The following is a 26,673-nucleotide window of genomic DNA, read 5'->3' on the forward strand; positions in this document are numbered from 1 at the left end:
GCTGCAGGTGCAGGCGACACGCGACAGCAGCGCGGCGGCAGCCCCGCCTGCCGATGCCGCGCTGGACTGGACGCCGGTCACACTGCCCGACCAGTGGCAGCACCGCTGGCCGGGCCACGACGGCGCCGTGTGGTATCGCCTGGACTGGGAGCTCGACTGCATCGACCCCGCCCAGCCCATTGCCCTGTCGCTGTACTCCATGGTGCTGGCCGGCGAGGTCTACCTCAACCAGGACCTGCTGTGGCGTGACCAGCACCTGCAGGAGCCGCTGTCGCGCAGCTGGAACCTGCCGCGCTACACCTTGCTGCCAGCGTCCGCGCTGCGGCCCGGGCTGAACCACCTCTGGATCCGTGTGCACGGCCTGGCGGCCCAGACCCCCGGCCTGGGGGAAGTGCGCCTGGGCGCCCCAGTCACCATCCGCGCCTGGTATGAGGCACAGCAGTGGAGTCAGCGCACCCTGATCACCGTGAACCTGGTGGTCTCCGCAGTGCTGGGGACCTTGTTCCTGTGCGCCTGGCTGCTGCGCCGCCGCCACACGGTGTACGGCTGGTATGCCTTCAACTGTGCCTGCTGGGTGCTGTTCACCGCCAATATGCTGCTGACCGAGGCCTGGCCCTTCCCCGACACCATGACCATGGCCCGGGCCAATCTGCTGCTGTTTGTGCTGTTCTGCGGCAGCTACTGCATCTTCACCTGGCGTTTTGGCGAGCAGCAGCTTCCCCGGCTGGAGCGGGCGCTGTGGGCGCTGACCGGCCTGGGCTGCGCCTACGCCCTGCTGGCCCCGGTCGCCTGGTTGTACAACTCGTCACCCGTGACGCTGCTGTTCTTGCTGATCGCCCTGGCCAACACCCTGCAGTTCCCGTTCCATGCCTGGCGTACGCGCAAGCTCATGCACGGCATCTATGCAGGGTGCCTGCTGCTGTTCATGCTGGCAGGCCTGCACGACATGGGACTGCTGTACCAATGGTGGTCAGGCTCCCCGCTGACCCCCTATTCCGCGCTGCTGACCATGGTGGCCCTGTCCGTGACCCTGGGACGGGAAGTGACGCGCAACATGCAGCGCATCGAGAACTTCAACCACGAGCTGACGGACACCGTGGCCCGGGCCTGCGACGAGCTGGCCCAGACACTGGAGCGCGAACATGCGCTGGCGCTGCGCCATTCGCGGCTGGAGGAGCGTCTGCAGCTCAGCCATGACCTGCACGACAGCCTGGGCGGCTCGCTGGTCCGCTCCATCGCCTATGTGGAGCAGGCCAGCCAGCCGCTGGCCAACGCCCAGATGCTATCCATGCTCAAGCTGATGCGCGACGACCTGCGCCAGCTCATCGACCACAGCGGTCACACCGAAATGCCGGCGACGCCCGGCGCCTGGGCCGCCCCGTTGCGCCACCGCTTCACGGGGCTGTTCGATGCGCTGGACATCCGCTCCGACTGGCTGATCCCAGCCCACTGGCAGCAGCGCCCCAGTGCCCTGCAATGCCTGGGCCTGACCCGGGTGGTGGAAGAGGCGCTGACCAATGTGCTCAAGCACAGCCGCGCCACCCAGGTGCGCGTGGAACTGCTGCAGCCCCAGCCACAGCTGCTGCAGCTGCGGGTGCGCGACAACGGGGTGGGCTTTGACGTGCCCGGCGTGCAGCAGCACGGGCTGGGGGTGGGCATGCGCAGCATGCGCGCCCGCCTGGAGCGTTTTCACGGCGCCCTGCAGATCCAGAGCGAACCCGGCGCAACGCTGCTGGAAGCCACCTTGTGGTTGCCAGCCGAGGCCGCAGCGGCCGGCACGGCCTCCGGGCCGGCGCCTCAGGCCCTGGTCAGCGTGGATCCACCGCGGCAATGATGCCGCCGCCCAGGCACACATCGCCGTCGTACAGCACGGCCGACTGGCCGGGCGTGACGGCCCATTGCGCCTCGGGGAAGTCCAGGCGGAAGCCTTCGGGCGTGGCCTGGGAAATCAGCGCCGGCGAATCCGGCTGGCGGTAGCGGGTCTTGGAGCCATATTCCCGGCCGGGCACGGGCGCGTGACCAGCCACCCAGCTGACCTGATCCGCCAGCAGCGCGTGCGACTGCAGCAGCGGATGGTCATGACCCTGCACCACGCGCAGGATGTTCTTGTCCAGCTCCTTGGCCGCCACAAACCAGGGCGCATGGTCGCCCGCACCGCGGGCCGCGCCTTTTTCCTTGACGCCGCCGATGCCCAGGCCGGAGCGCTGGCCCAGGGTGTAGAAGCTCAGGCCCACGTGCTTGCCCAGCTTGCGGCCGCGATCGTCCAGGATGGGACCCGGTTCCTTGCTGATGTAGCGGTTCAGGAAATCGCGGAAAGGCCGCTCGCCGATGAAGCAGATACCGGTGGAATCCTTCTTCTTGGCGTTGGGCAGCGCAATTTCGGCGGCAATGCGGCGCACCTCGGTCTTGCACAGCTCGCCCACCGGGAACATGGCCTTGGACAGCTGGGCCTGGTTCAGGCGGTGCAGAAAGTAGCTCTGGTCTTTGCTGGCGTCCACACCCTTGAGCAGCTCGAACAGGCCGCTGTCCGGGTTCTGGCGCACGCGCGCATAGTGGCCGGTGGCGATCTTCTCGGCCCCCAGGCGCATGGCGTGGTCCAGGAAGGCCTTGAACTTGATCTCGGCATTGCACAGCACGTCCGGGTTCGGCGTGCGGCCGGCCTGGTACTCGCGCAGGAACTCGGCGAACACGCGGTCCTTGTATTCGGACGCGAAGTTCACATGCTCGATCTCGATGCCCAACACGTCGGCCACGGCGGCCGCGTCCAGAAAGTCCTGGCGGCTGGAGCAGAACTCGCTGTCGTCGTCATCTTCCCAGTTCTTCATGAAGATGCCGACCACGTCATGGCCTTGCTTTTTGAGAAGGTAGGCCGTCACCGCGGAATCCACGCCGCCAGAAAGTCCCACCACAACCCGATGTTTCGTCATAGGTGTGCGATTATCCCAGTCAGGCGGCAGACCGCAGTTTGCGGGGATAAAGACGAGACGACGATGGAACTGAGGCAGTTGCGCTATTTCGTGCGCATTGTGGAACTGGGCTCGATGAGCCGCGCCGCCGTGGACCTGGACATGGTGCAGTCAGCACTGAGCCAGCAGATCAGCCGCCTGGAAGGCGAGCTGAGCACCCGCCTGCTGCAGCGCACCAGCAAGGGCACCGTGCCCACGGAAGCGGGTGTGGCCTTCTTCCACGAGGCCCAGCTGACGCTGCGCCATGCCGACCAGGCCATCCGGGCAGCCCAGCAGGCCCGGCTGTCGGGGGCGGTGAGCATCGGCCTGTCGCCCACGATTGCCAATGTGCTGGGCCTACCGCTGGTGCGGGCCATGCGCGAACGCTATCCCGATGTGCGCCTGCACATGGTCTCGGCGCTGTCCGGGCACCTGACCAGCCTGCTGAATGCCAGGCACCTGGATCTGGCCATCCTGTTCGATACCCACAATGCCCGCCGCTGGAGCGTGATGCCGCTGCTGGAAGAGCAGCTGTTCCTGATCCAGTCCCGCCAGCAGCCGGTGGCGCCCTACATCCCGCACGACACGCCCATCCCGCTGGCACAGCTGCAGCAGGTGCCGCTGATCCTGCCCTCGGGCAGCCACGGCCTGCGCAGTTCGGTGATGGCCTCGTTCAACCATGCCGGCTTCCAGTCGCAGATGGCCATGGAAATCGATTCGCTGCCGCTGCTGATGGAGGCCGTGGCCGAAGGCCTGGGCGCCACCGTCCAGCCCTGGTCGGCCGTGGGCATGTACCGCGATGCGGCCGAGCGCTTCCAGTGGTCGCAGATTGCGGACGAGTCCGTGCGCCGCAAAGCCGCGCTGTGCAGCCTGTCGGACGATGAACTCTCTCCCGCCGCGCTGGCCGCGCGCGTGGTGCTGATGGACTGCGCACGCCAACTGGTGCACTGCGGCAACTGGGTCGGCGCCACCCTGAGCACCTGACCCCCGGTCGCAACGCAGATTTTCTGCCCATGGCCGGGCACAAATCACTATGCTGGACAGCCTGGAGGGTTGCGGCTGCCATGGGGCGATGCACAGCACCCGCCCCCCGCTGGAGTCGTATCTGCAACCACCGCTGCCGCGACCCCGGGACCGATTGCCATGTCGCCAGCTTGCGGCGCTTACGCTGCAGCATGGAGGAGAAGCTGCCATGGGGCAGGCTCTCTGGCGGTGCATGGTGACCGGCTCCGGACCGTCAGCCCAAGCCAAGTCTCATCCATGACCCCTCTCGATACCCAACTGCTGCTGACCGCCCTGGTCAGCGTGTTGCTGCTGGTCGCGCTCATCGTCTCGCGCATCAAGATGCACCCCCTGCTGGCCCTGCTGGTGGTCTCCATCGGCGTGGGCTTCGCCACCGGCATGGCGCCCGCCCAGATCGTCAAGGAGCTCGGCAATGGCGCGGGCAAGACGCTGGGCTCCGTGGGCGTGGTGATTGCGCTGGGGGCCATGCTGGGCAAGATCCTGGCCGACGCGGGCATCACCGAGCAGATTGCCGCAGCCATACTGAAACACGCCTCGACCCGCATGGTCCCCTGGGCCATGACGCTGGTGGCCTTCATCGTCGGCATTCCCATGTTCTTTGAAGTCGGCCTGGTCGTGATGCTGCCGCTGATCTTCAGCGTGGCGCAGAAGCTGGAGGGCCAGGCCCGCTTCAAGGGCTCGGCCTATGTCTATGTGGGGGTTCCGGTGATCTCTGCCCTGGCCGCCATGCACGGCATGGTGCCGCCCCATCCCGGTCCGTTGACGGCGATTGCCACCCTCAAGACCACGGTCGGCCCCACCATGCTGTACGGCTTTCTGGCTGCTATCCCGGCCATGGTGCTGGGGGGCCCGCTCTACGGCGCCTTCATCGCGCCGCGCATGACCACCAAGCCCGATCAGGGCCTGCTGGACCAGTTCACCATCGCCGCACCCGCCACCGGCCACAGCCGCCCCAGCGTGGCCCTGGGGGTGCTGGCCGCGCTGCTGCCCGCCATTCTGATGCTGGTGCATGCCGTCGCGGAGATGCTGCTGCCCAAGGACTCCGCCGCCCTGCATGCGGCCAGCTTCCTGGGCAATCCGCTGATCGCCATGCTGCTGGGGGTGCTGTTTGCCATCGTGGCGCTGGTGCTGGTGCGCGGCGGGGACATGGAAAAGCTGCGCGATGCACTGGGCGCCAGCCTCAAGCCCATTGCCTCCATCATCATGATCATTGCCGGTGGCGGCGCTTTCCAGCAGATGCTCACCAGCGCCAAGGTGGGCGACGCCATCGTCCACCTGACCCAGCAGTTCGCCCTGCCGCCGCTGATCCTGGGCTGGCTGATCGCCATGCTGCTGTCGGTGTCCACCGGCTCGGCCACCGTGGGCATTGTGGGGGCGGCCGGACTGCTGGCGCCGCTGGCCGGCGCCGACCCCAGCCTGAACCTGCCGCTGCTGGCGCTGTCCATCGGCTGCGGTTCGCTGTTCTTCAACTATGCCAACCACGCAGGCTTCTGGATGGTCAAGGAATCCTTTGGCATGACCATGGGCGAGGCCACCAAGACCATCTCGGTGGTGCAGTCCATCGTGGCCGTGGTGGGGCTGGTCATGGTCCTGGTCTTCAACGCCGTGGCCCCACTGGCCTGAGCCACCACCGCGGCCATCGCCCGGGCCGGCCATGGCGCCGGGCCTGGGTCACAGCCACATCACGAATCGTGATACCCCCATCCCTTCCCCCTGCTGCACGGGAAGGGTGGTACTTACTACAGTCGCGTTCAACACTTGGCGGCCTTGCATTTTCCCGGTGATCCGGGCGCCGGCCAGCACAAGACTTTCCCCACGTTGAACCGCCACAGGCCCAGGCCTGCGGCAGCCCATCATGAAAACTGAAGCCTTTGACACCGATGTGCTCATCATCGGTGGCGGCAATGCTGCGCTGTGCGCCGCCCTCATGGCCCGCGAAGCCGGCAGCCGTGTGCTGCTGCTGGAGTCCGCGCCCCGCGCCTGGCGTGGCGGCAACTCCAGCCACACCCGCAATCTGCGCTGCATGCACGACGCACCGCAGGATGTGCTGGTGGAAGCCTACCCCGAAGAAGAGTACTGGCAGGACCTGCTGAAAGTCACTGGCGGCATCACCAACGAGCACCTGGCGCGCATGGTGATCCGCGCGTCGAGCACCTGCCGCAGCTGGATGCGCAAGCATGGCGTGCACTTTCAGCCGCCGCTGTCGGGTGCACTGCATGTGGCCCGCACCAACGCCTTCTTCATGGGTGGCGGCAAGGCGCTGGTGAATGCGTATTTCCGCAGTGCCGAGAAGCTGGGCGTGGAGATCCGCTACGAATCGCCGGTCGACCGGCTCGACATCGAAAACGGCCAGTTCCAGGCCGCCTGGAGCAAGGGCCAGCGCATCACCGCCAAGAGCTGCGTGCTGGCCGCGGGCGGCTTCGAGTCCAACCGCGAATGGCTGCGCGAAGCCTGGGGCCAGAACGAACGCGGCGAATGGCCTGCGGACAACTTCATCATCCGCGGCACCGCCTTCAACAAGGGGGTGCTGCTCAAGCATATGCTGGAGGAGCATCAGGCCGACGGCCTGGGCGACCCGACCCAGGCACACATGGTGGCCATCGACGCACGCGCTCCGCTGTACGACGGTGGCATATGCACCCGCATCGACTGCGTGTCGCTGGGCGTGGTGGTCAACCGCGAGGCCCAGCGCTTCTACGACGAGGGCGAAGACTTCTGGCCCAAGCGCTATGCGATCTGGGGCCGCCTTGTGGCGCAGCAACCCGGCCAGATTGCCTACTCCATCATCGACAGCAAAGCCATCGGCCGCTTCATGCCGCCGGTTTTCCCCGGCATCAAGGCAGATACCCTGCCCGAGCTGGCGGAAAAACTGGGACTGGATGGGGAGCACTTCATGCAGACCCTGAATGCCTACAACGGCAGCTGCAAGGTCGGCCAGTTCGACCACACCGCGCTCGACGACTGCCACACCGAACACCTGGCACCGGCCAAGACGCACTGGGCCCGCCCCATCGACACCGGTCCGTTCTACGGCTATGCGCTGCGCCCCGGCATCACCTTCACCTACCTGGGCCTCAAGGTGGACGATACCGCCGCCGTGCGCTTCGGCGACCAGCCCAGCCCCAATCTGTTTGTGGCCGGCGAAATGATGGCCGGCAATGTGCTGGGCAAGGGCTACACCGCCGGCGTGGGCATGTCGATCGGCACCGCCTTCGGCCGCATCGCCGGTCGCAATGCCGCACGGGCTGCCACCGGCCAACCTGCCGTGCACGGCGCTGTGAAAGACGAGGCCTGAGCCATGAGCATGCAATCCCTCCACGACCTGGGCCAGGAAGCCCGCCAGCTGGCGACCGGCAAGGTCATCCCCATCGTGCCCATGAGCGCCGCCGAAGACGAAGTGGCGCGCGTGATGCAGATCTGCAATGCCTGCCGCTACTGCGAAGGCTTCTGCGCCGTGTTTCCGGCCATGACGCGCCGCCTGGAATTCGCCAAGGCCGATGTGAACTTCCTGGCCAATCTGTGCCACAACTGCGGGGCCTGCCTGCACGCCTGCCAGTACGCGCCGCCGCATGAATTCGGCATCAACATCCCCAAGGCCATGGCCGAGGTGCGTGGCCAGACCTATGTGGACTACGCCTGGCCGCCCGCGCTGGGTCAGCTGTACAAACGCAACGGCCTGACACTGTCGCTGGCCCTGGTGGCGGCGCTGACGCTGTTCCTGGTGCTGGGCGCGACGCTGCAGGGCGGCGGTCTGGGCGCGCTGTGGGGTGCCGATCTGGGCCGCAACTTCTACCAGCTGTTCCCGCACAACCTGCTGGTGGGCATGTTCGCACCGGTGTTTCTGTTCGTGGTGTTCGCACTGTCCATGGGCGTGCGCCGCTTCTGGCGCGACATCAAGCCCGCCACCAGCGGTGCCGATGTGAGCGGCGCCGCCGCCTCGGAGGCCACCAGCGATGTGCTGCGCCTGAAATACCTGGACGGCGGCCATGGCGACGGCTGCCACAACGAGGACGACGCCTACACGCTGAAGCGCCGCCGCGCCCACCACCTGACGTTCTACGGCTTCCTGCTGTGCTTTGCCGCCACGGCCGTGGCCACGCTCTACCACTACCTGTTCGACCTGCCTGCGCCCTACGATTTTCCCAGCCTGCCCAAGCTGCTGGGCGCAGTCGGCGGCGTGATGCTGATGCTGGGCACGGCCGGGCTGTGGGTGCTGAACCGCCAACGCCATCCGCTGCATGGCGATGTGCAGCAAAAGCCCATGGACCTGGGCTTCATCGCACTGCTGTTCCTGGTGAGCAGCAGCGGCCTGGCGCTGTGGCTGGGCCGCGGCACGCCGGCCCTGGCGCTGCTGCTGTGCCTGCACCTGGGCGCGGTGATGGCCTTGTTTGCCACCCTGCCCTACGGCAAGTTTGCCCACGGCGTGTTCCGCACCGCAGCCCTGCTGCGCCACAACACGGAAAAGCGCCAACCCAACCCCATCGGCCTGGGGGCCGATTGAGCCGCACGGGGCCACAAGCCCCGTGCCGAGCCCAGCTTTCCCCCACCTCAAAAACGAAAACATTCCACTCAGGAGACCCCGTGAAACGTCGCACCCTCATCCAATCCTCTGCCCTGCTGGCCAGCGCCAGCCTGCTGTGCGGTCTGCCCGCCCAGGCCCAGGACTTTCCCCCCAAGAAGCCCGTGACCCTGGTGGTGGGCTTTGCCGCCGGTGGCGCGGCCGATGCCGCGGCCCGCCTGATCGCCAAGAAGCTGGGCGAGAACATCGGCCAGAGCGTGGTGGTGGAAAACAAGGGCGGTGCGGGCGGCAATATCGCCCACGGCCAGGTGGCCAACAGCGCTGCCGATGGCTCGGTGCTGCTGTTCGGCTCCGTGGGCCCGCTGACCATTGCGCCCCACCTGATGAAGCTGAACTACGACCCGTTCAAGGACCTGGCGCCAGTGTCGGGCGGCGTGAACTTCCCCAATGTGCTGGTGGCGCACAAGGGCCTGGGCGTGAAGAACCTGCAGGAGTTCGTGGCCAAGGCCAAAGCCAAGGCCGGCGGCATCGACTTTGCCTCCACCGGCGCGGGCTCGGCCTCGCACCTGGCGGGCGAGCTGTTCAACCAGCGCGCCGGCGTGGACATGGTGCACGTGCCCTACAAGGGCGGTGCCCCGGCACTGCAGGACCTGCTGGGCGAGCGCGTGGCCAGCTACTTTGCCGCCCCGCCCACGGCCCTGCCGCACGTGGAAAGCGGCAAGCTGATTCCGTTGGCCACCACCGGCCTGACCCGCCCGGCCTATATGCCCAACATCCCCACGGTGGCCGAAGCCGGTTTCCCCGGCTTTGAAGCCTTGAACTGGTACGCCTTTGTGGCCCCGGGCAAGACCCCCGCCCCCATCCTGGACCGCTGGAATGCCGAAATCGTCAAGGTGCTGAACGACGACGAGGTGAAGAAGGCCCTGCTGGCCCACGGCCTGACGCCCCAGCCCACCACGCGCCAGGGTCTGGCCGACTTCATGAAAAAGGAATACGCCCAGTGGGGCAAGGTGGTCAAGGAGCGCAAGCTGACCGCCAACTGATGCCGCATCCTGCCGGGCATGCAACCTGCCCGGCCGCCCCGTTTCCAACACGGGGAGCATCCGGCGGCCACCGCCGGATTCCTTCTTTGACAGGCCGCCGCGTGCGGCCTTTTTTTATGGCGTCAGCCCAAGGATCGGCCTGTGTCAGCGGCCTGCAGCAGGCACGGCTTGGCACAGGCCTTCACCTCGACGCCCCTCAGGAAGCCTGGCTTCAGGCGGCTGCCGCCAGCACCGAGGTGGGCTGCGGCTTGGTGAACAGGCTGGGGTCGGCATGGAACATGTCCAGACCGAAACGCTGGCCCGCCAGGTAGTCGCGCACGCTTTGCAGCACCATGGGGCTGCGGTGGCGCTCGGCACTGGCTTCCAGCTCTTCCAGCGTCATCCACAGGGTGCGCAGCACGCCGTGGTCCAGCGGACGGCCGGCGTGGAAGGCGCCCAGGTCTCCGGTGAAGGAAAAGCGCAGGTAGGTGATGTCGGAGCCGGTGCGGGTGCGCACAAAGCGGTTCATGTAGACGCCCACCAGGGCCGTGGGCGTGAAGCTGTGGGCCGTTTCCTCCAGCACCTCGCGCACGCAGGCCTGCGCCGGCGTTTCCGCCGGGTCCAGATGGCCGGCCGGCGTGTTCAGGCGCAGGCCGTCGGCCGTATCTTCTTCCACCAGCAAAAAACGGCCGTCACGTTCGATGACTGCGGCCACGGTGACATTGGGTTTCCATCGATTGGGCATGGCGGGCATTATCACCAGCGGGCTGTGACAGGCTTGTCGCAGCTTTCTGACAACTTGTGACAGGTGGTAGGAAGTGAGCGCCCGCCGCCCCGTGGCACCTTCAGACCTGGGGTGGGGCCCAGTGCTGTTCCATGTACAGGGCGTCATCGCCATAGCTGGCCAAATGGGTTTTCTGCACCGTATCCCTGGGCCGGCTGGGGACAAAACCGCGCCGCTGCCAGTAGCTGGCTGCCCCTTGCACGGCCACCAGGGCCGCGCGCTGCACCCCGCGCGCCCGGGCCTGGGCCCGGGCTGCGGCCAGCAGCCGGGCGGCAATGCCCTGGCCGGCCAGGGCCGGGTCCACGGCCATATCGTGCAGGTAGAGCACACTGGCCTGAGGCTGGGCATCGAATTCGCCCTGCAGCGGCGTGATCTTGCCGGGGTGCGACCAGTACGCCGCCAGATAGGCCACCACCTGCCCCCCCAGCTCGGCCGCCCAGGAACACTGGTGCGGCGCCTGCAGGCGCCGGGTGAACACGGCAGCACCTTCGACATAGTCCGCGCCATAGCACAGCGCCTGGATGCGCAGCACCGCCGCTACGTCGGCCACAGACAGGCCGCGCACATGCAGGGAATCGGTCGGAGAAGAAGCCGCGGAAGCCATGTCCCCATTATCGGCAGACCGCTGCCGGCGTGCCGGTACGTGGCACAGAGCCCTTCACCGCGCCCTGGCGCGGGCGGCCGGCCCCCTGCTCAATCGCCCCACTGGATGCGCACTTCCTCGATCACGGGGCGCAGCGTCATGAACTGCGCCACCAGCGCCGGGTCGAAATGGCGGCCTGACTGTTCCTGCAGATAGGCCAGGGCATCGTCCACGCTCCAGGCCGCCTTGTAGGGGCGCACCGTGGTCAGCGCATCGAACACATCGGCCACCGCCACAATGCGCGCCTCCAGCGGAATCGCCAGGCCCGCCAGCCCCTGCGGGTAGCCGGAACCGTCCCATTTTTCGTGGTGGGTCAGGGCGATGGTGCGTGCCATCTGCAGCATGGGAAACGCATGCTCGCCAATGATTTCGGCGCCCACCTGCGGGTGGGTGCGCATGATGGCCCATTCCCGTTCGTCCAGCGCGCCGGGCTTGAGCAGCACCGCATCGGGAATGCCGATCTTGCCCACATCGTGCATGGGCGCCGCGTTGAACAGATCGTCCACCCAGTCCGGCCCGCAGCCCAGCGCCTGGGCCAGGGCCCTGGCATACAGGCTCATGCGGATCACATGCTTGCCGGTCTCGTTGTCCTTGTACTCGGCCGCACGACCCAGACGCTGCACGATCTGCAGCCGCGAGGCGTGCAGCTCTTCCGCCCGCACCAGGGACAGATGGGTGCGCACCCGGGCGCGCACCACGGGCGCACGCACCGGCTTGACAATGTAGTCCACCGCGCCCAGCGCAAAGCCACGCTCCTCGTCCGCACTGTCGGACAGGGCACTGACAAAGATCACCGGGATGGCCGCCGTGCGCGCATCGGCCTTGAGCTGCTCGCAGACGGTGTAGCCATCCATGCCCGGCATCATCACGTCCAGCAGGATCAGATCGGGCTTTTGCTGCGCCAGTTGCAGCGCCTTGGCGCCATCGGTGGCAAACAGCAGCCGGTACTCGTCCTGCAGCACCTGGCGCAGCACATGCAGATTGGTGGGTTCATCGTCCACCACCAGCAGGCGCTTGCGCTGGTCGGTGGGGGCCTGCGGGGCCGCAGGCCGGGGGGCTACGCGAGTGTCCATTGTTTTTTCAGGGCATGGGCGCATTCCAGCGCACGGTCAAAATCAAACGCGTCCACGGCTTCCTGCAGCGGCTGGATGTCGAGGGACGACGCATGCTGCTGCAGCGCATCCAGCGCATCCGAGGCCAGCTCGCCGCCTTGCAGCGCGGCAATGGTTTCATCCAGCCAGTACTGCAGCTGCGCGGCCGGCACGTCGGCAGCGGCTTGCACCGGGGCCGCGGGTGCGGCCGCGGTGTCCTGCTGCGCCAGCAGGCCGTCCAGGTGCGCCAGCGCCGGTGGCAGATCGCGCAGCTGACGGTCTGCCAGGGCCACATCGCGGCTGCGGGCCGCGCCTTCCAGCGTGGCGGCCATGGTGTAGAGCGTGTTCAGCGCCAGATTGCCCGCAGCGCCACGCATACGGTGGGCGGCGGCGGCCAGCTCGACCCAGTCTTCGGCATCGCGCAGCGACTGCAGGCGCAGCGCCTGGCCCGGCTGGTCCTTGGCAAAACGGCGCAGGGCACGCAGCAGGCTGTCCATGCTGCCCCAGCGCTGCAAGCCGGCTGGCCAGTCGATCACATGGGTGTTGGCCATGGCTTCGCGCTGCTGGCTGCTGGTGGCAGGGACGGCCGCCTTCAGCTGGGCATCGAGCTTCAGCACCCGGGTCATTTCGGCATACAGCTTGGGCAGCTCCAGCGGCTTGGCGGCAAAGCCGTCCATGCCGGCCGCCGCAGCGGCGCGGCGGTCTTCTTCCAGCACGCTGGCCGACAGCGCCACGATGGGCACCGGAGTGCGCTGCTGCGCCACCTCCCAGGCACGGATGGCGCGCGCGGCCTCCAGCCCGTCCATGCCCGGCATCTGCAGGTCCATCAGCACCAGGTCGTAAGCGTTCTGCTGGAACAGCGCCACGGCTTCGCGGCCATCACCGGCCAGCGTCACCCGGTGGTGGGACTTGCGCAGGTGGATGTCCAGCAGCTCCAGGTTTTCCGGCACATCATCGGCCGCCAGCACCCGCAGCGAAGGCAGTTCGCCATAGCTGCGTGCACTTTGCACATCCACATGCTGGCCCGGCGGCAACGGAAGGATCACACGGAAGCTGCTGCCCTGGCTCAGGGTACTTTCGACTTCGATGCGGCCGCCCATCAGTTCTGCCAGCTGGCGCGAGATGGTGGTGCCCAGCCCGGTGCCGCCGTACTGGCGGGTGGTCGAGGCATCCGCCTGGGCGAAAGGGTCAAAGATGCGGCGGATCTGCTCCGGCGCAATACCGATGCCGGTGTCCTGCACCGCCATGCACAACCGGCCGTCCAGATAGTCCACCAGCACGGTCACGCCGCCGCTTTCCGTGAACTTGATGGCATTGCCCACCAGGTTCACCAGGATCTGCTGCACACGCAGCGCGTCGCCCACCAGATAGTGCGGTACCTCGCGGTCGAAATCGAGCCGCAGGAACAGCTTCTTCCTGTCGGCATTGATGCGCAGCGACGCCAGGATCTGCTCGCACAGTTCGCGCGGGCTGAAAGACGCCTGCTCCAGCAGCACCGCCCCCTTGTCCAGCTTGGCTGTGTCCAGAATGTCGTTGAGCAGCCGCAGCATGGAGCGCGCCGAGTAGTGCACCGTGCTCAGATAGCGCGACTGCTGGGGTTGCAGCGGCGTGTCCAGCAGCGCCTCGGTAAAGCCGATGATGGCATTCATGGGCGTGCGGATCTCATGGCTCATATTGGCCAGGAAGGTGCTGCGCGCCGCGGCCGCGGCTTCGGCATGCTCCTTGGCCAGCAGCAGCTCCTGCTCCATCTTGCGCCGCCCCGTCAGGTCGGTGATCAGCTGCACGATCTTGGACGGCTGCCCCCCTGCATCGAGGATGGGGTTGTAGCTGCTCTGCACCCACAGCAGGCGCCCGCCCTGGCCCACATGCTGGTACTCGCCGGCATCCGGCTTGCCGCTGCGCAGCTGGCCCCACAGCTGCATGTAGCTGGCGTCGGCCACATGCTCAGGCGGGCACAGCAGGCGGTGGAACTTGCCCACCACCTCCTCGGCGCTGTAGCCAAACAGCTGGCAGAAGTTGTCGTTGACGGCCGTGATGCGGCCCGCCAGGTCATACTCCACCACGGCCAACGCGCTGTTGATGGCATTCATCGTGCCTTCGAACTCGGCATTGCGGGTCTTGAGCGCGGTGTTGTCCATCAGCACGCCGTCGACATACTGCAGCACGCCATCGGCGCCATAGATGCCACGCGCGCTCTCGGTCACCCAGCGCACGCCGCCATCGCGGTGCAGGATGCGGTACTCCACCGTGTAGGGCTCGCTGCGCGCCAGCGCATCGTTCACCTGGTGCCAGAACGCCTGGGCATCGTCAGGGTGCACGATGTCGGTGAAGCGGATGCGCTGGTCCAGAAAATCTTCGGCCGGCCAGCCCGTCAGGGACTCCACTGCACCGCCCAGAAACAGCGGTGAGCCGGCCTCGCCCAGCTGGCGGCGGAAGGTCACCCCCGGCAGATTGCTGATCAGCGTGCGGTGCTGCTTTTCGCTGCGGCGCACGGCTTCCTCCATCTGCTTGCGGCTGCGGATATCGGTCAGAAAACCCACGAACAGCGGCATGCCAGGCAGCGGGACGCGCCCCAGGGCCAGGCGCACGTCGACCAGAGAGCCGTCCTTGTGCAGGGCCGTCACCTCGCGGCCCACGCCAATGATGCTGGAGTGGCCGGTATCGATGTGGCGGCGCAGGTAGTTGTCGTGCTCGCGCTGCATGGGCTGGGGCATCAGCATGCTGACGTTCTTGCCGATCACCTCCTGCGCCGTCCAGCCCAGCAGGCGCTCTGCCGCCCCGTTGAAGGAGCTGATCAGGCCATTGCCTTCGATCATGATGATGGCGTCTACCGCCGTATCCACCACGGCGCGCAGGCGGGATTCGCTGCGTTTGATGTCATGGAAGAACTGGCGGTAGCGCAGGCCCACATTCAGCGCGATGACCAGCAGGCTGAGCAGCAGCACAAAGCCGCTCAGTCCGGCCACCAGGCCCAGATGGGTGCCGGAGTCGGCCGTGGCCTGCGCCGGCAGCGGATCGGTGTAGCGAATGGCCCCCATGGCCGTGTAGTGCATGCCGGCAATGGCACAGCCCATGATGGAGCCGCCCAGCAGCGTGGGCCACAGACGCCGGCCGCTGTATGCCAGGCGAAAGCGCACGGCCAGCGCGGCTGCAGCCAGCAGCACGCTCACCGCCACCGCCAGGAACACACCCAGGGGCGCGTAGCGCATGATGTCGCGCAGGCTGGACGCGGCCATGCCGATGAAATGCATGCTGCCGATGGCCACGCCCATCAGCACGGCCGACAGCCACAGCCGGCGTACGGAGATCGCTTCGCGCATCATCACGCGCAGCGCCAGCCATGAGGCCAGCAGCGCCGGCAAGGTGGACAGCAGCGTGATCCAGGGATCGAAGTCATTCTGGGCACAGGGCAGATAGGCCAGCATGCCGACGAAATGCATGCTCCAGATGCCGCCCCCCATGGCCAGGGCACCGGTACTCAGCGCGGTGGTGCGCGCCCAGCGGTGCTGGCTGCGGCGCGCCATGACGGCCATCTGCAGCGCCATCATGGACGACAGCACCGCAATCGCCACCGAAACCGCCACCAGCAGCGGGTCCATCCAGGTCCACAGCGGAGGGGCAAAGCCCTCGCCGTGCATGAAAAACAGGTCCAAGATCACGATGAAGGCAGCAGAGGCTGTGGTTCGTCCAGAAAACGGTGGCGATGGCCGGCGAAGATGGCCAGAGGCCATTGCACTGCAAGCAGGCCCATGCTGACATGCCCGGACCGGTTGCTGCACAAAGTTTCACAAATTTCCGCACACCCCATTCGGTCCAAGGCCATGCCGGCGGGCAATTGATAGTTTCAATCAATCATTTATAGCATTTTGATTGGATTTATATTTGATGGTGCCCTACCATGACCACACGGTTCGCTGGTGATGCGGACCGCGTGCCTTTTCCCCTCTTTGCCGACACCGCCATGACCTGTATCCACCATTTGATCGACCACCACCAGACCAGCTTGCGCAAGACCGCCAGCTACTATCTGGTGCACATCGTGGTGGCCGCAGCGGTCGCCTATGCCGTCACCGGCAGCCTGCACACCGCGCTGGCGCTGAGCCTGCTGGAGCCCACGCTACAGGCGGTGGCCTTCTTTTTTCATGACAAGGCCTGGGAACGGACCACGGCGTTCCGGGCACGCACCCTGGTCAAGACCGGCAGCTACTACCTACTGCACATCGGCGTGGCGTCGATGGTGGCCTACACCGTCACCGGCAGCTGGATCCAGGCCCTGACGCTGAGCCTGCTGGAGCCCACCGTACAGATGATCTTCTTCTACCTGCACGAAAAGCTGTGGGAACGCCGCGCCCTGCGCCTGCAGCAGACCGTTTCCGCCGCCTGAACCCGCTGTCCACGATCGGAGTCGCCATGTCCCACGCCATCCGCACCCAGTTTCGCCATTGGCTGACACAGCGCCTGGCGCACTGGGCCTGCGCGCTGTGACGCAGGCGGCCTGCGGGCAGGCATGCAAAAGCCCGCCGGGCAGGAACACCGGGCGGGCTTGCCGTGCCTTAAACGCCGCTCAGGCGCGTTCGTCCAGCAGGGAACCTTGCATGCGGTCGTTGGTGCGCAGCACCTGCAGATTGGCCAGATAGGCGTAACTGGCGCTGATCTGTTCGACGGCTTCCTGCTCCAGCGCCACGCCTTGCTGGCCGCGCACAGTCTGCGCCGCCACACCGCCTTCGGGCACGGCCTGCTGCGCCACCTGCTGGCGGCGGAAACCTTCCGTCTGCTGGTTGGCCACGTTGTGGGCCGAGGCGTTCAAGCGCTGCTGTGCTGCCTGCAAGCCGGACTGGGCAATGGATGCGATGGCGCTCATGCCGCTCTCCTACCGAAGTGATGAAGCAAGATCAAGATGGCGAAAGCATGCCACGGCGGCGCCATTTCGGCCAGCCCGGCGGCACCGGCCTGCGGCAGACTACACCTCGGGACAAACTGTGGACAAGCACCATGAAACCCGCCTGATGGTGTGCACAAGCTGTGGCAGAGCGGTGGATGCCCCCCTGTACCATGGGATTTCTCCGTTGGTTTCCGGCCATTTCGGTCATTTCTGCCGTTTGCGCGAAAAAACCGCCTCCGCAGGGAATTTTTTCCGCCGTGCAGGGTCTACCGTTCGTCACACCGCTGTCATGGCGGGCCGCCACACTGGCGGCGTCCGCACGGTTTTTCCGTTGGCTGGCAGTTTTGTTTCCTTGTGGCTCTTTCAGGGCTACTTTATGGCCGCCCCCTGGGGCGGCTTTTTTTTGCTTCGCTGGTGGCCAGCCTGCTGGATGCTGCACCACCGCCCAGGTGATCTCGGACACCCCTGCCCAGGGTGAACGAAGGCATGGCGCCGCCCCCTGCAGCCTGTGGATAAAGCTGGGCACAAGCCTGTGCGCAGACCTGTAGAAACTGTGTCCTTCTGTGGACAAGCCTTCCGCTGCCGCGCAGACAGGGTGCAGCAGCGCTATGCCGCGCCCTCCCCACCATGGGCGGCCACCAGACAGTCGATGAAGGCCTGGGCCGCACGGCTGGGCTGGGGCGAAAGCCGCCACATCGCCACAAACTGGCAGTCGTAGTGAAAGCGCGCCGGCGCCACCGCCTGCAGGCGGCCTGCCGCTTCCAGCGCCTGGGCGTAATGGTCGGGTAGAAAGCCCAGGTAGCAGCCCGACAGGATCAGCGTGGCAATTGCCTCCTGGTCAAAGCCTGTGGCCTTGCGCGGCAGGTGCGCACGGTGGCTCAGCTCCATGTTCGGGGAATGCTCGCCCAGCCCCGCAAACGGGTAGTGGCGCAGCCCCTCCCAGTCCAGATCGCCATGGTGGGCGCCATACAGCGGGTGGCCGGCGGCGCAGTACAGCTGCATGTGTTCGGCAAACAGGTCGCGGTAGACCAGGCTGGCCGAGGCCCGGTGCGCCGGAATGATGCCCACCTGAAAGCGCCCGTCCATCAGCCCGCGTTCGATGGTGTTGATGCTGCTGACATGCAGCTGCAGATTCACTTCGGGCGCCTGGCGGTGGAAGGCACGGATGGCCGCGTCCAGGTGGGCCGCCGGGTTGGTGACGGTCTTGTCGAACACCGCCACCTCCAGGTTGCCACCCATGCGGTCGTGGATGTCGTCGATCTGGCTGCGGAACAGGTCCACGCCGCCCAGCAACTGCAGCGTGGCCTCATACACCTTCAGCCCTTCAGCGGTGGTGGCGAACCCGGCACGCCCGCGCCGGCACAACACCAGGCCCAGCCGTTCTTCCAGGTCTTTCATGTGGCGGCTGAGGGTGGAGGCGCTGATGTTCAGCTCCAGTTCGGCGGCCGACATGCCGCCGCACTCCACCACACTCTTGAAAATGCGCAGCAGGCGCAGGTCCATATCGCTGAGCTGGCCCAGCACCGCGCGGGCACGGGCCATGGGCGCGGGCACGGGAGCGCCCGTGGGGGCGGCAGCGGAAACGGGTGCAGAAATGCGAGCAGGCCGTGACGTCATGGCAAGCATTAGAGCAAGTTTTGCACCAGCGGCCTAGACGGCGACCTCCCCCCGCCACCAGGGCATGTGCTCTCGCCCTGGGGCAGGCCTTGCGCATCCGTTACAGCAGGGCCGCCGCAGCGCTGGTGTAATCGGCTCCAGCGCACGCCGTGCGCCCTGCCCTCCTGCTGCCCGCCATGATTCCTGTCCACGATCTGCTGGTGTTTGCCGGCGCCTCCCTGCTGCTGGTGCTCACGCCCGGCCCGAACATGCTGTACCTGATCTCGCGCTCCATCTGCCAGGGGCGCACGGCCGGCGTGACGTCGCTGGCCGGTGTGGTGCTGGGCTTTTTTGTGCACATGCTGGCCGCCAGCCTGGGGGTCACCGCCCTGTTCATGGCCGTGCCCATGGCGTTCGAGGCACTGAAGTGGGCCGGCGCCGCCTACCTGCTGTGGATGGCCTGGCAGGCGCTGCGCCCGGGCGGCGCCTCGCCCTTCGAGCAGACCACCACGCTGCCGCCCGAGTCGCCGCGCAGGCTGTTTGCCATGGGCCTGTTCACCAGCATCCTCAACCCCAAGGTGGCAATCTTCTATCTGTCCATCTTCCCGCAGTTCGTCAGCGCCGAGCATGGCTCGGTGTTCTGGCAGAGCGTGACGCTGGGCATGGTCCAGATCACCACCAGCTTCAGCGTCAACCTGTTGATCACGCTGTTTGCCGCACGCATTGCGATCTGGTTCAAGGACAACCCGCACTGGCTGCGCACCCAGAAATGGGTCATGGGTACGGTGCTGGCCGGGCTGGCGGTGCGCCTGGCCATGGAACAGCGCCGCTAGGCGCTGCAGACAGACACCTGGCCACCCCGCTGCCTGCGGAATGCGCAGGCCCATTACTTGCGCTATTTCACAAGTAAACATGGGTTTACGGCTATTCAAGAAAACGTGGACCGCTCCAACAATGGATTGCATACCGATCCCCCTGCCTGGAGCCTCCCATGGACTTTGCCGACATCACCCAACCCGCTGCCACCGCCACCCGCATGGATGCCGCCTGGCTGGACGCGCACTGGATGCCGTTCACCGGCAACCGCAACTTCAAGGCCAATCCGCGCATGGTCGTGGGTGCACAGGGCACCTACCTGCACGACAGCGCCGGCCGCAAGATCTTTGACGGCCTGTCGGGCCTGTGGTGTTCGGGCCTGGGCCATGGCCGCAAGGAAATCGCCGAAGCCGTGGGCAAGGCCGCGCTGAATCTGGATTACGCGCCTGCCTTCCAGTTCGGCCACCCCGCCGCCTTCGCGCTGGCCAACAAGATCAAGGAACTGACACCCGACGGCCTGGACTATGTGTTCTTCACCGGCTCGGGCTCGGAAGCCGCGGACACCTCGCTGAAGATGGCGCGCGCCTACTGGCGCACCAAGGGCCAGGCCGGCAAGACCCGCCTGATCGGGCGCGAAAAGGGCTACCACGGCGTGAACTACGGCGGCATCTCGGTGGGCGGCCTGCCGGGCAACCGCAAGATGTTCGGCCAGGGCATCGAAGCCGACCACCTGCCCCACACCCAGCCGGCCACCGGCTCGTTCTGCAAAGGCATGCCCGACATCGACGGCCGCGCGCTGGCCGACCGCCTGCTGGACGTGATCGCCCTGCACGACGCCAGCACCATTGCCGCCGTGATCGTCGAGCCCTTCTCCGGCTCGGCCGGCGTGGTGATTCCGCCCGCAGGCTATCTGCAGCGCCTGCGTGAAATCTGCACGCAGAACAACATCCTGCTGATCTTCGACGAAGTCATCACCGGCTTCGGCCGCTGCGGCGGCTGGACGGGTTCGGAAGTGTTCGGCGTCACCCCCGACATCCTCAACTTCGCCAAGCAGGTCACCAACGGCGCCCAGCCCCTGGGCGGCTGCGTGGCCAGCAAGGACATCTACGACACCTTCATGGCCGCCGGCGGCCCCGAGTACATGCTGGAGTTTGCCCACGGCTACACCTACTCGGCCCACCCCGTGGCCTGTGCCGCCGGCCTGGCCGCGCTGGACATCCTGCAAAAAGAAGACCTGCCCGCCCGCGTCAAGGCACTGGCCCCCACGTTCGAAGCGGCCGTGCACAGCCTGAAGGGCACCAAGCATGTGGCCGATATCCGCAACTTCGGTCTGGCGGCCGGCTTCACCATTGCCCCGCTGCCGGGCGAGCCCGCCAAGCGCCCCTACGAGATCGCGATGGCCATGTGGGAAAAAGGCTTTTACGTGCGCTATGGCGCGGACACCATCCAGCTGGCCCCGCCCTTCATCAGCACCGAGGCCGAGATCGACCGCCTGGTCAGCGCCCTGGGCGACACCTTGCAGGCCACGGCCTAAGTCCGGCCGTGACAGCGCCTGTGTCCCGCAGGCGCTGGCCTCCGTTGACGTGCGTGCAGATACTGCCGCACATTCCTGAAACCATAGCTGCTGCAGCGCACCCAGATTGCGCTGCAGCCCATTGAGCACCAAGCCCATGCACAAGGACTCCGCCATCACCGCCACCGTCGGCCACCTGATCGACGGCCAGATCGTCCCCGACACCGAACGCACTCAGCCGGTGTTCAACCCCGCCACCGGCCAAAGCACGCTGAACGTGGCGCTGGCCAGCAAGACCACGGTGGAAGCGGCCATTGCCTCGGCCGAAAAAGCCTTCCCGGCCTGGCGCAACACCCCGCCACTCAAGCGCGCCCGCGTGATGGCCAAGCTCAAGGTGCTGCTGGAGCAGAACGCCGACCAGATTGCCGCGCTGATCACCGCCGAACACGGCAAGGTGCTGGCCGACGCGCATGGCGAGCTGCAACGCGGCATCGAGAACGTGGAATACGCCAGCTACGCCCCCGAGCTGCTCAAGGGCGAACACAGCCGCAACGTGGGCCCCGGCATCGACAGCTGGAGCGAATTCCAGGCCCTGGGCGTGACGGCCGGCATCACCCCCTTCAACTTCCCCGCCATGGTGCCGCTGTGGATGTGGCCCATGGCCGTGGCCTGCGGCAACACCTTTGTGCTCAAGCCCTCCGAGCGCGATCCCAGCAGCACCTTGTTCATCGCCCAGCTGGCACTGGAAGCCGGCCTGCCCCCCGGCGTGCTGAACGTGGTCAACGGCGACAAGACCGCCGTGGACACGCTGCTGCAGGACCCGCGCGTCAAGGCCGTGAGCTTTGTGGGCTCCACCCCCATTGCGGAATACATCTACGCCGAAGGCTGCAAGCACGGCAAGCGCGTGCAGGCCCTGGGCGGCGCCAAGAACCACGCCATCCTGATGCCCGACGCCGACGTGGACAACGCCGTCAGCGCGCTGATGGGTGCGGCCTACGGCAGCTGCGGCGAGCGCTGCATGGCCATCCCGCTGCTGGTGGCCGTGGGTGATACAGTGGGCGACGCGGTGATCGCCGGCCTGAAGACCGAAATCGCCAAGATGAAGGTCGGCCCCGGCACCGACAACAGCAACGACATGGGCCCGCTGGTGACCAAGCCCCATTTCGAGAAGGTGAAAGCCTATGTCGACAGCGGCGTGGCCGAAGGGGCTACGCTGGTGGTCGACGGCCGCAGCGTGAAGGTGGCCGGCCATGAGGAAGGCTATTTCCTGGGCGCCTGCCTGTTCGACCATGTGCAGCCCGGCATGAAGATCTACCAGGAAGAAATCTTCGGCCCAGTGCTGGGGGTTGTGCGCGTGCAGACGCTGCAGCAAGCCATGCATCTGATCGACAACCACGAATACGGCAACGGCACCTGCATCTTCACCCGCGATGGGGAAGCAGCCCGCTATTTCACCGACCACATCCAGGTCGGCATGGTGGGCGTGAACGTGCCCCTGCCCGTGCCCGTGGCCTACCACTCGTTCGGCGGCTGGAAGCGCTCGCTGTTCGGCGACCTGCACGCCTACGGTCCCGATGCCGTGCGCTTCTACACCAAGCGCAAGACCATTACCCAGCGCTGGCCCAGCGCCGGCGTGCGCGAAGGGGCGGTATTCAGCTTCCCCAGCAGCCGCTGAAAAGGCTTTTGCGTCTGTCTCCACATGCCCCGCTTCGGCGGGGCTTTTTTGTGTGCAGCATTCGCCGCACTGCACAGCGTCTTGCAAGCACCCGCGCCGTGAACGACCGCAGCCCGGATTGGTGCAGTTCTTGCGAGGCCTCCGGCATTGCCACCACCGCCCTGACCATGCCACCCCGCGATGCTGCCCCTTCCTCCGACGGCCTGTTCAACCAGTCGCTTGCCAAGGGCCTGCAGGTGCTGTGCGCCTTCAATGGCGCGCACCGCAGCCTGACACTGGCCGAGGTGGCACAGCGCACCGGCATGAGCAAGGCCTCGGCCCAGCGCTCGGTGCATACGCTGCAGACTCTGGGCTACATCGGCAAGCACCCCAGTACCCGGCGCTTTCTGCTGCTGCCCCGCGTGGTGGAGCTCGGCTTCAACTACCTGGACGCCCACCCCATGATCAACGCCGCCCACACCTACCTGGCGCAGCTGGCACGCGCCAGCGGCGAGACCGCCACGCTGACCGAACCGACCGACACCCACATGGTCTACCTGGCCCAGGTGCTGACCACCCAGCACATCCCGGTGCTGACGCCGGTGGGTACGCAGATCCCCATGTACGCCAGCAGCTGCGGCCGTGCCTACCTGAGCCAGCTGCCGACGGCCCAGGCCCGCACCCTGCTGGAGCAGGCTGCACGGCCCGCGCGCACGCGCACCACCCTGACGCAGGTGGAGCCCTTGATGGCCCAGCTGCAGCGCTGCGTCGAGACCGGCTACGCCACCAACTGCGAAGAGCTCTTCATCGGCGACATGGGCATTGCCGCGCCGGTCTTCAACACCCGGGGGGAGGCGGTGGGTGCCGTGCATGTGGCGCCTCCCACCAGCCGCTGGAGCATGGCCGATGCGGAACGCCAACTCGCCCCGCTGGTGATCGAGTGCGCACGGGCCATTTCCCGCCTGGTGCCGCCCACCTGAGCCCTGCCATGGCACTGCGGTGCCAGCGTCGCCTAGGCAACAGCAGCACGGTAGAAACATCCATGCACCGCACGCAACGCCTGTGAAGAATACCTGCAACACCCCGCGTGTTCTTGCCGGATTCATCCACAGGAGACCTACCGTGATGCACCGCACAACGACTTCCTCCCTGGCACTGCTGCCCCTGCTCTGCACCCTGAATCTGGGCGCTGGCGCGGCCGAATACCCTGCCAGCCCGATCACGCTGGTGGTGGGTTATGGCGCCGGCGGCGGCACCGATGTCTGCAACCGCGTACTGGCCATGAATGTGGGCAAACAGCTGGGCCAGACGGTGATCGTGGACAACAAGCCCGGCGCCGGCACCACGTTGTCGCTGAGCCACGGCGCGCGCCAGAAGCCCGACGGCTATGTGCTCACCGCCCTGTCCTCAGCCGGTGTGCTGAACCAGGTGCTGATGCCCAAGGTGGCGTATGACGTGGTGCGCGATTTCACGCCCGTGGCCATGGTGGCGCAGTACCAGGCCGGCATTCTGGTACGTGCCGACTCGCCGCACAAAACCCTGGCCGATCTGATCAAGGCCTCCAAGTCCAGCGCCAAGACGCTGAGCTACAGCACCGCCGGCATTGGCACGCCCCAACACCTGACGGCCGAGCGCCTGGCCAAGCAGGTGGCGGTGGACTGGGTGCATGCACCGTACAAGAGCGGGCCAGAAGCCATCACCGCACTGATGCGGGGCGATGTGGATTTCATGGCCCAGACGGCCGAATGGGTGCCTTATGTGCGCGACGGCCGCCTGCGCCTGCTGGCCGTGTTCACCGAAGACCGCGTCAAGGGCTTCGATGCGCCCTCACTCAAGGAGCTGGGGTACAACCTGGTCGCACCCAGCACCCTGGGCGTGCTGGGCCCGGCCAGGATGCAGCCGGCCACCGTGAAGAAGCTGCAGGATGCCTTCCACGTCGCCGGCCAGTCGCCAGAGTTTGAGAACTGTGCCGACCAGTTCGGCCTCAAGCTCGACTACAAAGACGCGCCCACCTACAGCGCCTACATCCAGGACATGCTCAAGAATTGGACCCCGGTGCTCAAGCAGTTTGCGGCCGCGGAATAGCGCCGCAGCGCGGGCCGCCTAGGCGCTTTGCAGTGCCCAGGCGTCGCGCACCAATTCCACACAGTCCCACACCGGTGCGCCGCCCAAGGCCCGCACCCGCGCACCCATGCCGGCCAGGCCCGCGCCACCGATCAGCACGGCATCGGTCCCGGGCACATCCAGAGCCTGGGTGCAGGCCGCAGCCAGGGCCTGCGCAGCCTGCTCCGGCGACTGCATCAGCTGCGCACCGGAGGCCGGCAGCACATGGATGTCGGTGATGCCGACCCCATGGGCGTCCGGCGCCAGGGCATGGCCTTGGGCACGGCTCCAGCGCTGCAGCATGGGCTTCCATGCCGCCCCGCCGGTGACGATGGCAACGCGCTGCGGCCCTTGCGCCCAGAGCGCCTGCAGCGAAGCTTCCGCCAGCCCGCGCACCGGCACCGGAGTGGTGGACCGCAGCGCCTCCAGCCCCGGGTCGCCAAAGCACCCCACCAGCACCCCCGCATAGCCCTGCGGCGGGGCCGCGGCCTGGGCACGTTCCCAGGCATCCAGCACGGCATGGCCGGCAATGCAGTAGCTGCGCTCATCGGCGATATAGGGCGCACCAAACGCCGCCGTCACCCCATGCCAGCGCCGTCGCGGCGTGTCCACCGACAGGTGATGGACCAGGGCCTGCGTGACCGTTTCCGAGGTATTGGGGTTGACCACCAGCCACTGCGGCATGCGCACTCCTTTGCACGGGCCAGCGGCCCTGTGCACACGCCGTGTGCAAATTGGGTGCCAACCCCTGCACACACCCGTCAGGCGATGCCGGCACGCTCCAGCATGGCGTGCAGCAGCACATTGCAGCCAGCTGCCAGATGCTCGGCCTTGGCGTCTTCGATCTCGTTGTGGCTGATGCCGTCCTTGCAGGGCACGAAGATCATGCCGGTGGGCGATACGCCGTGCACATACACGGCGTCGTGGCCGGCTCCGCTGACCACATCCATGTGTGCATAGCCCAACTGCTCGGCGGCATGGCGCACGCTGGCCACGCAGTCGGCGTGGAACACGCAGGGTTCGAACTTCACCACCTGCTCCAGCGCCACCGAGCACTGGCATTGCGCCGCCAGCTGTGCAAACTGCGTGCGCATGCCCAGGTCCATGCGATCCAGACCGTCCTGCGACAGGTTGCGAAAGTCCACCGTGAACTTCACCTGGCCGGGAATCACATTGCGGGAGTTGGGCAGCACCTGCACATGGCCCACGGTGCCCCGGCCATGCGGGGCTTCGTCCAGTGCAATGCGGTTCACGGCGTCCATCATGCGGGCGGCGGCCAGCATGGCGTCATGGCGCAGATCCATGGGCGTGGGGCCGGCGTGTGCGTCCATGCCGGTCACCGTCACGTCGTACCACTGCTGGCCCAGGGCGCCGCTGACCACGCCAATCGGTTTGTCGTAGGCCTCCAGCACCGGACCTTGTTCGATGTGCGCTTCAAAGTAGGCGGCAAACGGGCCTCCGGGCACATCGCCGCAGGCCACTGTGCCGCGGTAGCCGATGCGTTCCAGCTCGGCCCCCACGGTGATGCCTGCACCATCTTGTTGCGAGCGGATGTCTTCCGCACCAAAAACACCGGCAAATGCACCGGAACCCATCATCACCGGGGTGAAGCGCGTGCCTTCCTCATTGGTCCAGAACGCTACTTCCAGCGGTGCCACGGTCTGGATGCCCTGGGCATTCAAGGTGCGCACCACTTCCAGGCCGGCCATCACCCCGTAGTTGCCGTCGAACTTGCCACCGGTCGGCTGGGTGTCGATGTGGCTGCCCGTGGCCACGGCACGGGCCTGCGGATCGGTGCCGGCACGGCGGCCGAAGACATTGCCCACTTCATCGATGCGCACCGCCAGGCCGGCCTCCTGAAACCACTGCACCACCTGGTCACGGCCGGCCTTGTCTTCGTCGGTCAGGGCGATGCGGCACACCCCTCCTTTGGGGGTGGCTCCGATCCGGGCCAGATCCATCAGTGACTGCCACAGGCGGTCGGCATCAATACGCAGGGGATTTGCAGGCGTGCTCATTCGCAGGACTCCTCGATAGAAAGCCTGAAATTCGCATAAACCGTGCCAACACGCATCGAACACA

Annotated in this window: 20 protein-coding genes and 2 pseudogenes; 13 read left to right on the top strand and 9 right to left on the bottom strand. The window is 66.7% G+C overall.

All coding sequences use genetic code 11. The features are described from left to right. Nucleotides 1-7 precede the first annotated feature (7 nt). Nucleotides 8-1,834 carry an ATP-binding protein gene (locus tag KW830_RS11435; protein WP_279998855.1) on the top strand — a complete coding sequence of 609 codons (1,827 nt, stop codon included), beginning with the start codon at nucleotides 8-10 and terminating at the stop codon, nucleotides 1,832-1,834. Here KW830_RS11435 and mnmA read toward each other — a convergent pair. Next, nucleotides 1,809-2,927 (bottom strand): tRNA 2-thiouridine(34) synthase MnmA, encoded by a 1,119-nt coding sequence (gene mnmA, locus KW830_RS11440; RefSeq protein ID WP_218333241.1) that lies wholly within the window; start codon nucleotides 2,925-2,927, stop codon nucleotides 1,809-1,811. The genes KW830_RS11435 and mnmA overlap by 26 nt on opposite strands. Nucleotides 2,928-2,990: 63 nt before the next feature. Between mnmA and KW830_RS11445 the strand changes: the two genes are divergently transcribed. From KW830_RS11445 to KW830_RS11465, 5 genes are all read left to right on the top strand, one after another. Beyond that, complete coding sequence (locus KW830_RS11445; RefSeq protein WP_066538196.1) at nucleotides 2,991-3,929, top strand: LysR substrate-binding domain-containing protein; 939 nt, start codon at nucleotides 2,991-2,993, stop codon at nucleotides 3,927-3,929. A 276-nt stretch (nucleotides 3,930-4,205) separates the two neighbouring features. Further along, a complete protein-coding gene (locus KW830_RS11450) occupies nucleotides 4,206-5,591 on the top strand; it encodes a GntP family permease (protein WP_218333242.1) in 1,386 nt (461 codons plus the stop codon). Nucleotides 5,592-5,823: 232 nt separating this feature from the next. After that, entirely contained in the window at nucleotides 5,824-7,263 is a 1,440-nt protein-coding gene (gene tcuA / locus KW830_RS11455; protein WP_218333243.1) for an FAD-dependent tricarballylate dehydrogenase TcuA, read from the top strand. 9 nt (nucleotides 7,264-7,272) lie between these two features. Beyond that, the gene (gene tcuB, locus KW830_RS11460; protein WP_066538416.1) at nucleotides 7,273-8,469 is read left to right on the top strand and encodes a tricarballylate utilization 4Fe-4S protein TcuB; all 1,197 of its coding nucleotides are present in this window, start codon (nucleotides 7,273-7,275) and stop codon (nucleotides 8,467-8,469) included. Between the two features lie 80 nt (nucleotides 8,470-8,549). After that, nucleotides 8,550-9,530: a tripartite tricarboxylate transporter substrate binding protein gene (locus KW830_RS11465; RefSeq protein ID WP_066538208.1), complete on the top strand. Its 981-nt coding sequence runs from the start codon at nucleotides 8,550-8,552 to the stop codon at nucleotides 9,528-9,530. Nucleotides 9,531-9,741: 211 nt separating this feature from the next. On the opposite strand, the gene KW830_RS11470 is transcribed toward KW830_RS11465, so the two are convergent. The 4 genes from KW830_RS11470 to KW830_RS11485 form a co-directional block, all read right to left on the bottom strand. After that, nucleotides 9,742-10,263 carry an NUDIX hydrolase gene (locus KW830_RS11470; RefSeq protein ID WP_066538211.1) on the bottom strand — a complete coding sequence of 174 codons (522 nt, stop codon included), beginning with the start codon at nucleotides 10,261-10,263 and terminating at the stop codon, nucleotides 9,742-9,744. Nucleotides 10,264-10,354: 91 nt separating this feature from the next. After that, nucleotides 10,355-10,897, bottom strand: a complete 543-nt coding sequence (locus KW830_RS11475; RefSeq protein WP_218333244.1) for a GNAT family N-acetyltransferase — start codon at nucleotides 10,895-10,897, stop codon at nucleotides 10,355-10,357. An 89-nt stretch (nucleotides 10,898-10,986) separates the two neighbouring features. Further along, complete coding sequence (locus tag KW830_RS11480; protein WP_066538217.1) at nucleotides 10,987-12,009, bottom strand: two-component system response regulator; 1,023 nt, start codon at nucleotides 12,007-12,009, stop codon at nucleotides 10,987-10,989. After that, the gene (locus KW830_RS11485) at nucleotides 11,994-15,686 is read right to left on the bottom strand and encodes a PAS domain S-box protein (RefSeq protein ID WP_279998853.1); all 3,693 of its coding nucleotides are present in this window, start codon (nucleotides 15,684-15,686) and stop codon (nucleotides 11,994-11,996) included. Before KW830_RS11485 ends, KW830_RS11480 begins: the two co-directional genes overlap by 16 nt. 302 nt (nucleotides 15,687-15,988) lie before the next feature. Between KW830_RS11485 and KW830_RS21335 the strand changes: the two are divergent. Then, a pseudogene (locus KW830_RS21335) lies at nucleotides 15,989-16,198 on the top strand (DUF2061 domain-containing protein); the annotation flags it as partial. A gap of 75 nt (nucleotides 16,199-16,273) precedes the next feature. After that, nucleotides 16,274-16,411 (top strand): annotated as a pseudogene (locus KW830_RS11490) (DUF2061 domain-containing protein); the annotation flags it as partial. Between the two features lie 180 nt (nucleotides 16,412-16,591). Here the strand turns inward: KW830_RS11490 and KW830_RS11495 are convergent. Together KW830_RS11495 and KW830_RS11500 are read right to left on the bottom strand one after the other, a co-directional pair. Beyond that, nucleotides 16,592-16,888, bottom strand: a complete 297-nt coding sequence (locus KW830_RS11495; protein WP_218333245.1) for a flagellar basal body protein — start codon at nucleotides 16,886-16,888, stop codon at nucleotides 16,592-16,594. Nucleotides 16,889-17,515: 627 nt separating this feature from the next. Beyond that, nucleotides 17,516-18,451, bottom strand: coding sequence for a LysR family transcriptional regulator (locus KW830_RS11500; RefSeq protein WP_066538223.1), 936 nt, complete (start codon nucleotides 18,449-18,451; stop codon nucleotides 17,516-17,518). A 251-nt stretch (nucleotides 18,452-18,702) separates the two neighbouring features. On the opposite strand from KW830_RS11500, the gene KW830_RS11505 reads away from it, so the two are divergent. From KW830_RS11505 to KW830_RS11525, 5 genes are all read left to right on the top strand, one after another. Then, nucleotides 18,703-19,338 (top strand): LysE family translocator, encoded by a 636-nt coding sequence (locus KW830_RS11505; protein WP_218333247.1) that lies wholly within the window; start codon nucleotides 18,703-18,705, stop codon nucleotides 19,336-19,338. 158 nt (nucleotides 19,339-19,496) lie between these two features. After that, a complete protein-coding gene (locus tag KW830_RS11510) occupies nucleotides 19,497-20,855 on the top strand; it encodes an aspartate aminotransferase family protein (protein ID WP_218333248.1) in 1,359 nt (452 codons plus the stop codon). A gap of 136 nt (nucleotides 20,856-20,991) precedes the next feature. Next, on the top strand, nucleotides 20,992-22,509 hold the full coding sequence (locus tag KW830_RS11515; RefSeq protein ID WP_218333249.1) for a CoA-acylating methylmalonate-semialdehyde dehydrogenase: 1,518 nt from the start codon (nucleotides 20,992-20,994) through the stop codon (nucleotides 22,507-22,509). Nucleotides 22,510-22,676: 167 nt separating this feature from the next. Continuing rightward, on the top strand, nucleotides 22,677-23,468 hold the full coding sequence (locus KW830_RS11520) for an IclR family transcriptional regulator (protein ID WP_218333477.1): 792 nt from the start codon (nucleotides 22,677-22,679) through the stop codon (nucleotides 23,466-23,468). Nucleotides 23,469-23,613: 145 nt separating this feature from the next. Further along, a complete protein-coding gene (locus tag KW830_RS11525; RefSeq protein ID WP_218333478.1) occupies nucleotides 23,614-24,573 on the top strand; it encodes a tripartite tricarboxylate transporter substrate binding protein in 960 nt (319 codons plus the stop codon). 18 nt (nucleotides 24,574-24,591) lie between these two features. On the opposite strand, the gene KW830_RS11530 is transcribed toward KW830_RS11525, so the two are convergent. Both KW830_RS11530 and KW830_RS11535 read right to left on the bottom strand, forming a co-directional pair. Then, entirely contained in the window at nucleotides 24,592-25,275 is a 684-nt protein-coding gene (locus tag KW830_RS11530; protein ID WP_218333250.1) for an aspartate/glutamate racemase family protein, read from the bottom strand. A gap of 77 nt (nucleotides 25,276-25,352) precedes the next feature. Then, nucleotides 25,353-26,609 (bottom strand): Zn-dependent hydrolase, encoded by a 1,257-nt coding sequence (locus tag KW830_RS11535; RefSeq protein ID WP_218333251.1) that lies wholly within the window; start codon nucleotides 26,607-26,609, stop codon nucleotides 25,353-25,355. Between the last annotated feature and the right edge of the window lie 64 nt (nucleotides 26,610-26,673).

The sequence above is a fragment of the Comamonas sp. CMM03 genome (genome assembly GCF_019218715.1).
GTDB classification, from domain to species: domain Bacteria; phylum Pseudomonadota; class Gammaproteobacteria; order Burkholderiales; family Burkholderiaceae_C; genus Comamonas; species Comamonas terrigena.

Coding starts and splice junctions, on each gene's coding strand:
- KW830_RS11535 (WP_218333251.1), bottom strand. CDS start 26,609: ATGAGCACGCCTGCAAATCCCCTGCGTATTGATGCCGACCGCCTGTGG.
- tcuA (WP_218333243.1), top strand. CDS start 5,824: ATGAAAACTGAAGCCTTTGACACCGATGTGCTCATCATCGGTGGCGGC.
- mnmA (WP_218333241.1), bottom strand. CDS start 2,927: ATGACGAAACATCGGGTTGTGGTGGGACTTTCTGGCGGCGTGGATTCC.
- KW830_RS11450 (WP_218333242.1), top strand. CDS start 4,206: ATGACCCCTCTCGATACCCAACTGCTGCTGACCGCCCTGGTCAGCGTG.
- KW830_RS11520 (WP_218333477.1), top strand. CDS start 22,677: ATGCCACCCCGCGATGCTGCCCCTTCCTCCGACGGCCTGTTCAACCAG.
- KW830_RS11530 (WP_218333250.1), bottom strand. CDS start 25,275: ATGCCGCAGTGGCTGGTGGTCAACCCCAATACCTCGGAAACGGTCACG.
- KW830_RS11445 (WP_066538196.1), top strand. CDS start 2,991: ATGGAACTGAGGCAGTTGCGCTATTTCGTGCGCATTGTGGAACTGGGC.
- KW830_RS11525 (WP_218333478.1), top strand. CDS start 23,614: ATGCACCGCACAACGACTTCCTCCCTGGCACTGCTGCCCCTGCTCTGC.
- KW830_RS11510 (WP_218333248.1), top strand. CDS start 19,497: ATGGACTTTGCCGACATCACCCAACCCGCTGCCACCGCCACCCGCATG.
- KW830_RS11505 (WP_218333247.1), top strand. CDS start 18,703: ATGATTCCTGTCCACGATCTGCTGGTGTTTGCCGGCGCCTCCCTGCTG.
- tcuB (WP_066538416.1), top strand. CDS start 7,273: ATGCAATCCCTCCACGACCTGGGCCAGGAAGCCCGCCAGCTGGCGACC.
- KW830_RS11480 (WP_066538217.1), bottom strand. CDS start 12,009: ATGGACACTCGCGTAGCCCCCCGGCCTGCGGCCCCGCAGGCCCCCACC.
- KW830_RS11475 (WP_218333244.1), bottom strand. CDS start 10,897: ATGGCTTCCGCGGCTTCTTCTCCGACCGATTCCCTGCATGTGCGCGGC.
- KW830_RS11500 (WP_066538223.1), bottom strand. CDS start 18,451: ATGGCCCGTGCCCGCGCGGTGCTGGGCCAGCTCAGCGATATGGACCTG.
- KW830_RS11515 (WP_218333249.1), top strand. CDS start 20,992: ATGCACAAGGACTCCGCCATCACCGCCACCGTCGGCCACCTGATCGAC.
- KW830_RS11495 (WP_218333245.1), bottom strand. CDS start 16,888: ATGAGCGCCATCGCATCCATTGCCCAGTCCGGCTTGCAGGCAGCACAG.
- KW830_RS11470 (WP_066538211.1), bottom strand. CDS start 10,263: ATGCCCGCCATGCCCAATCGATGGAAACCCAATGTCACCGTGGCCGCA.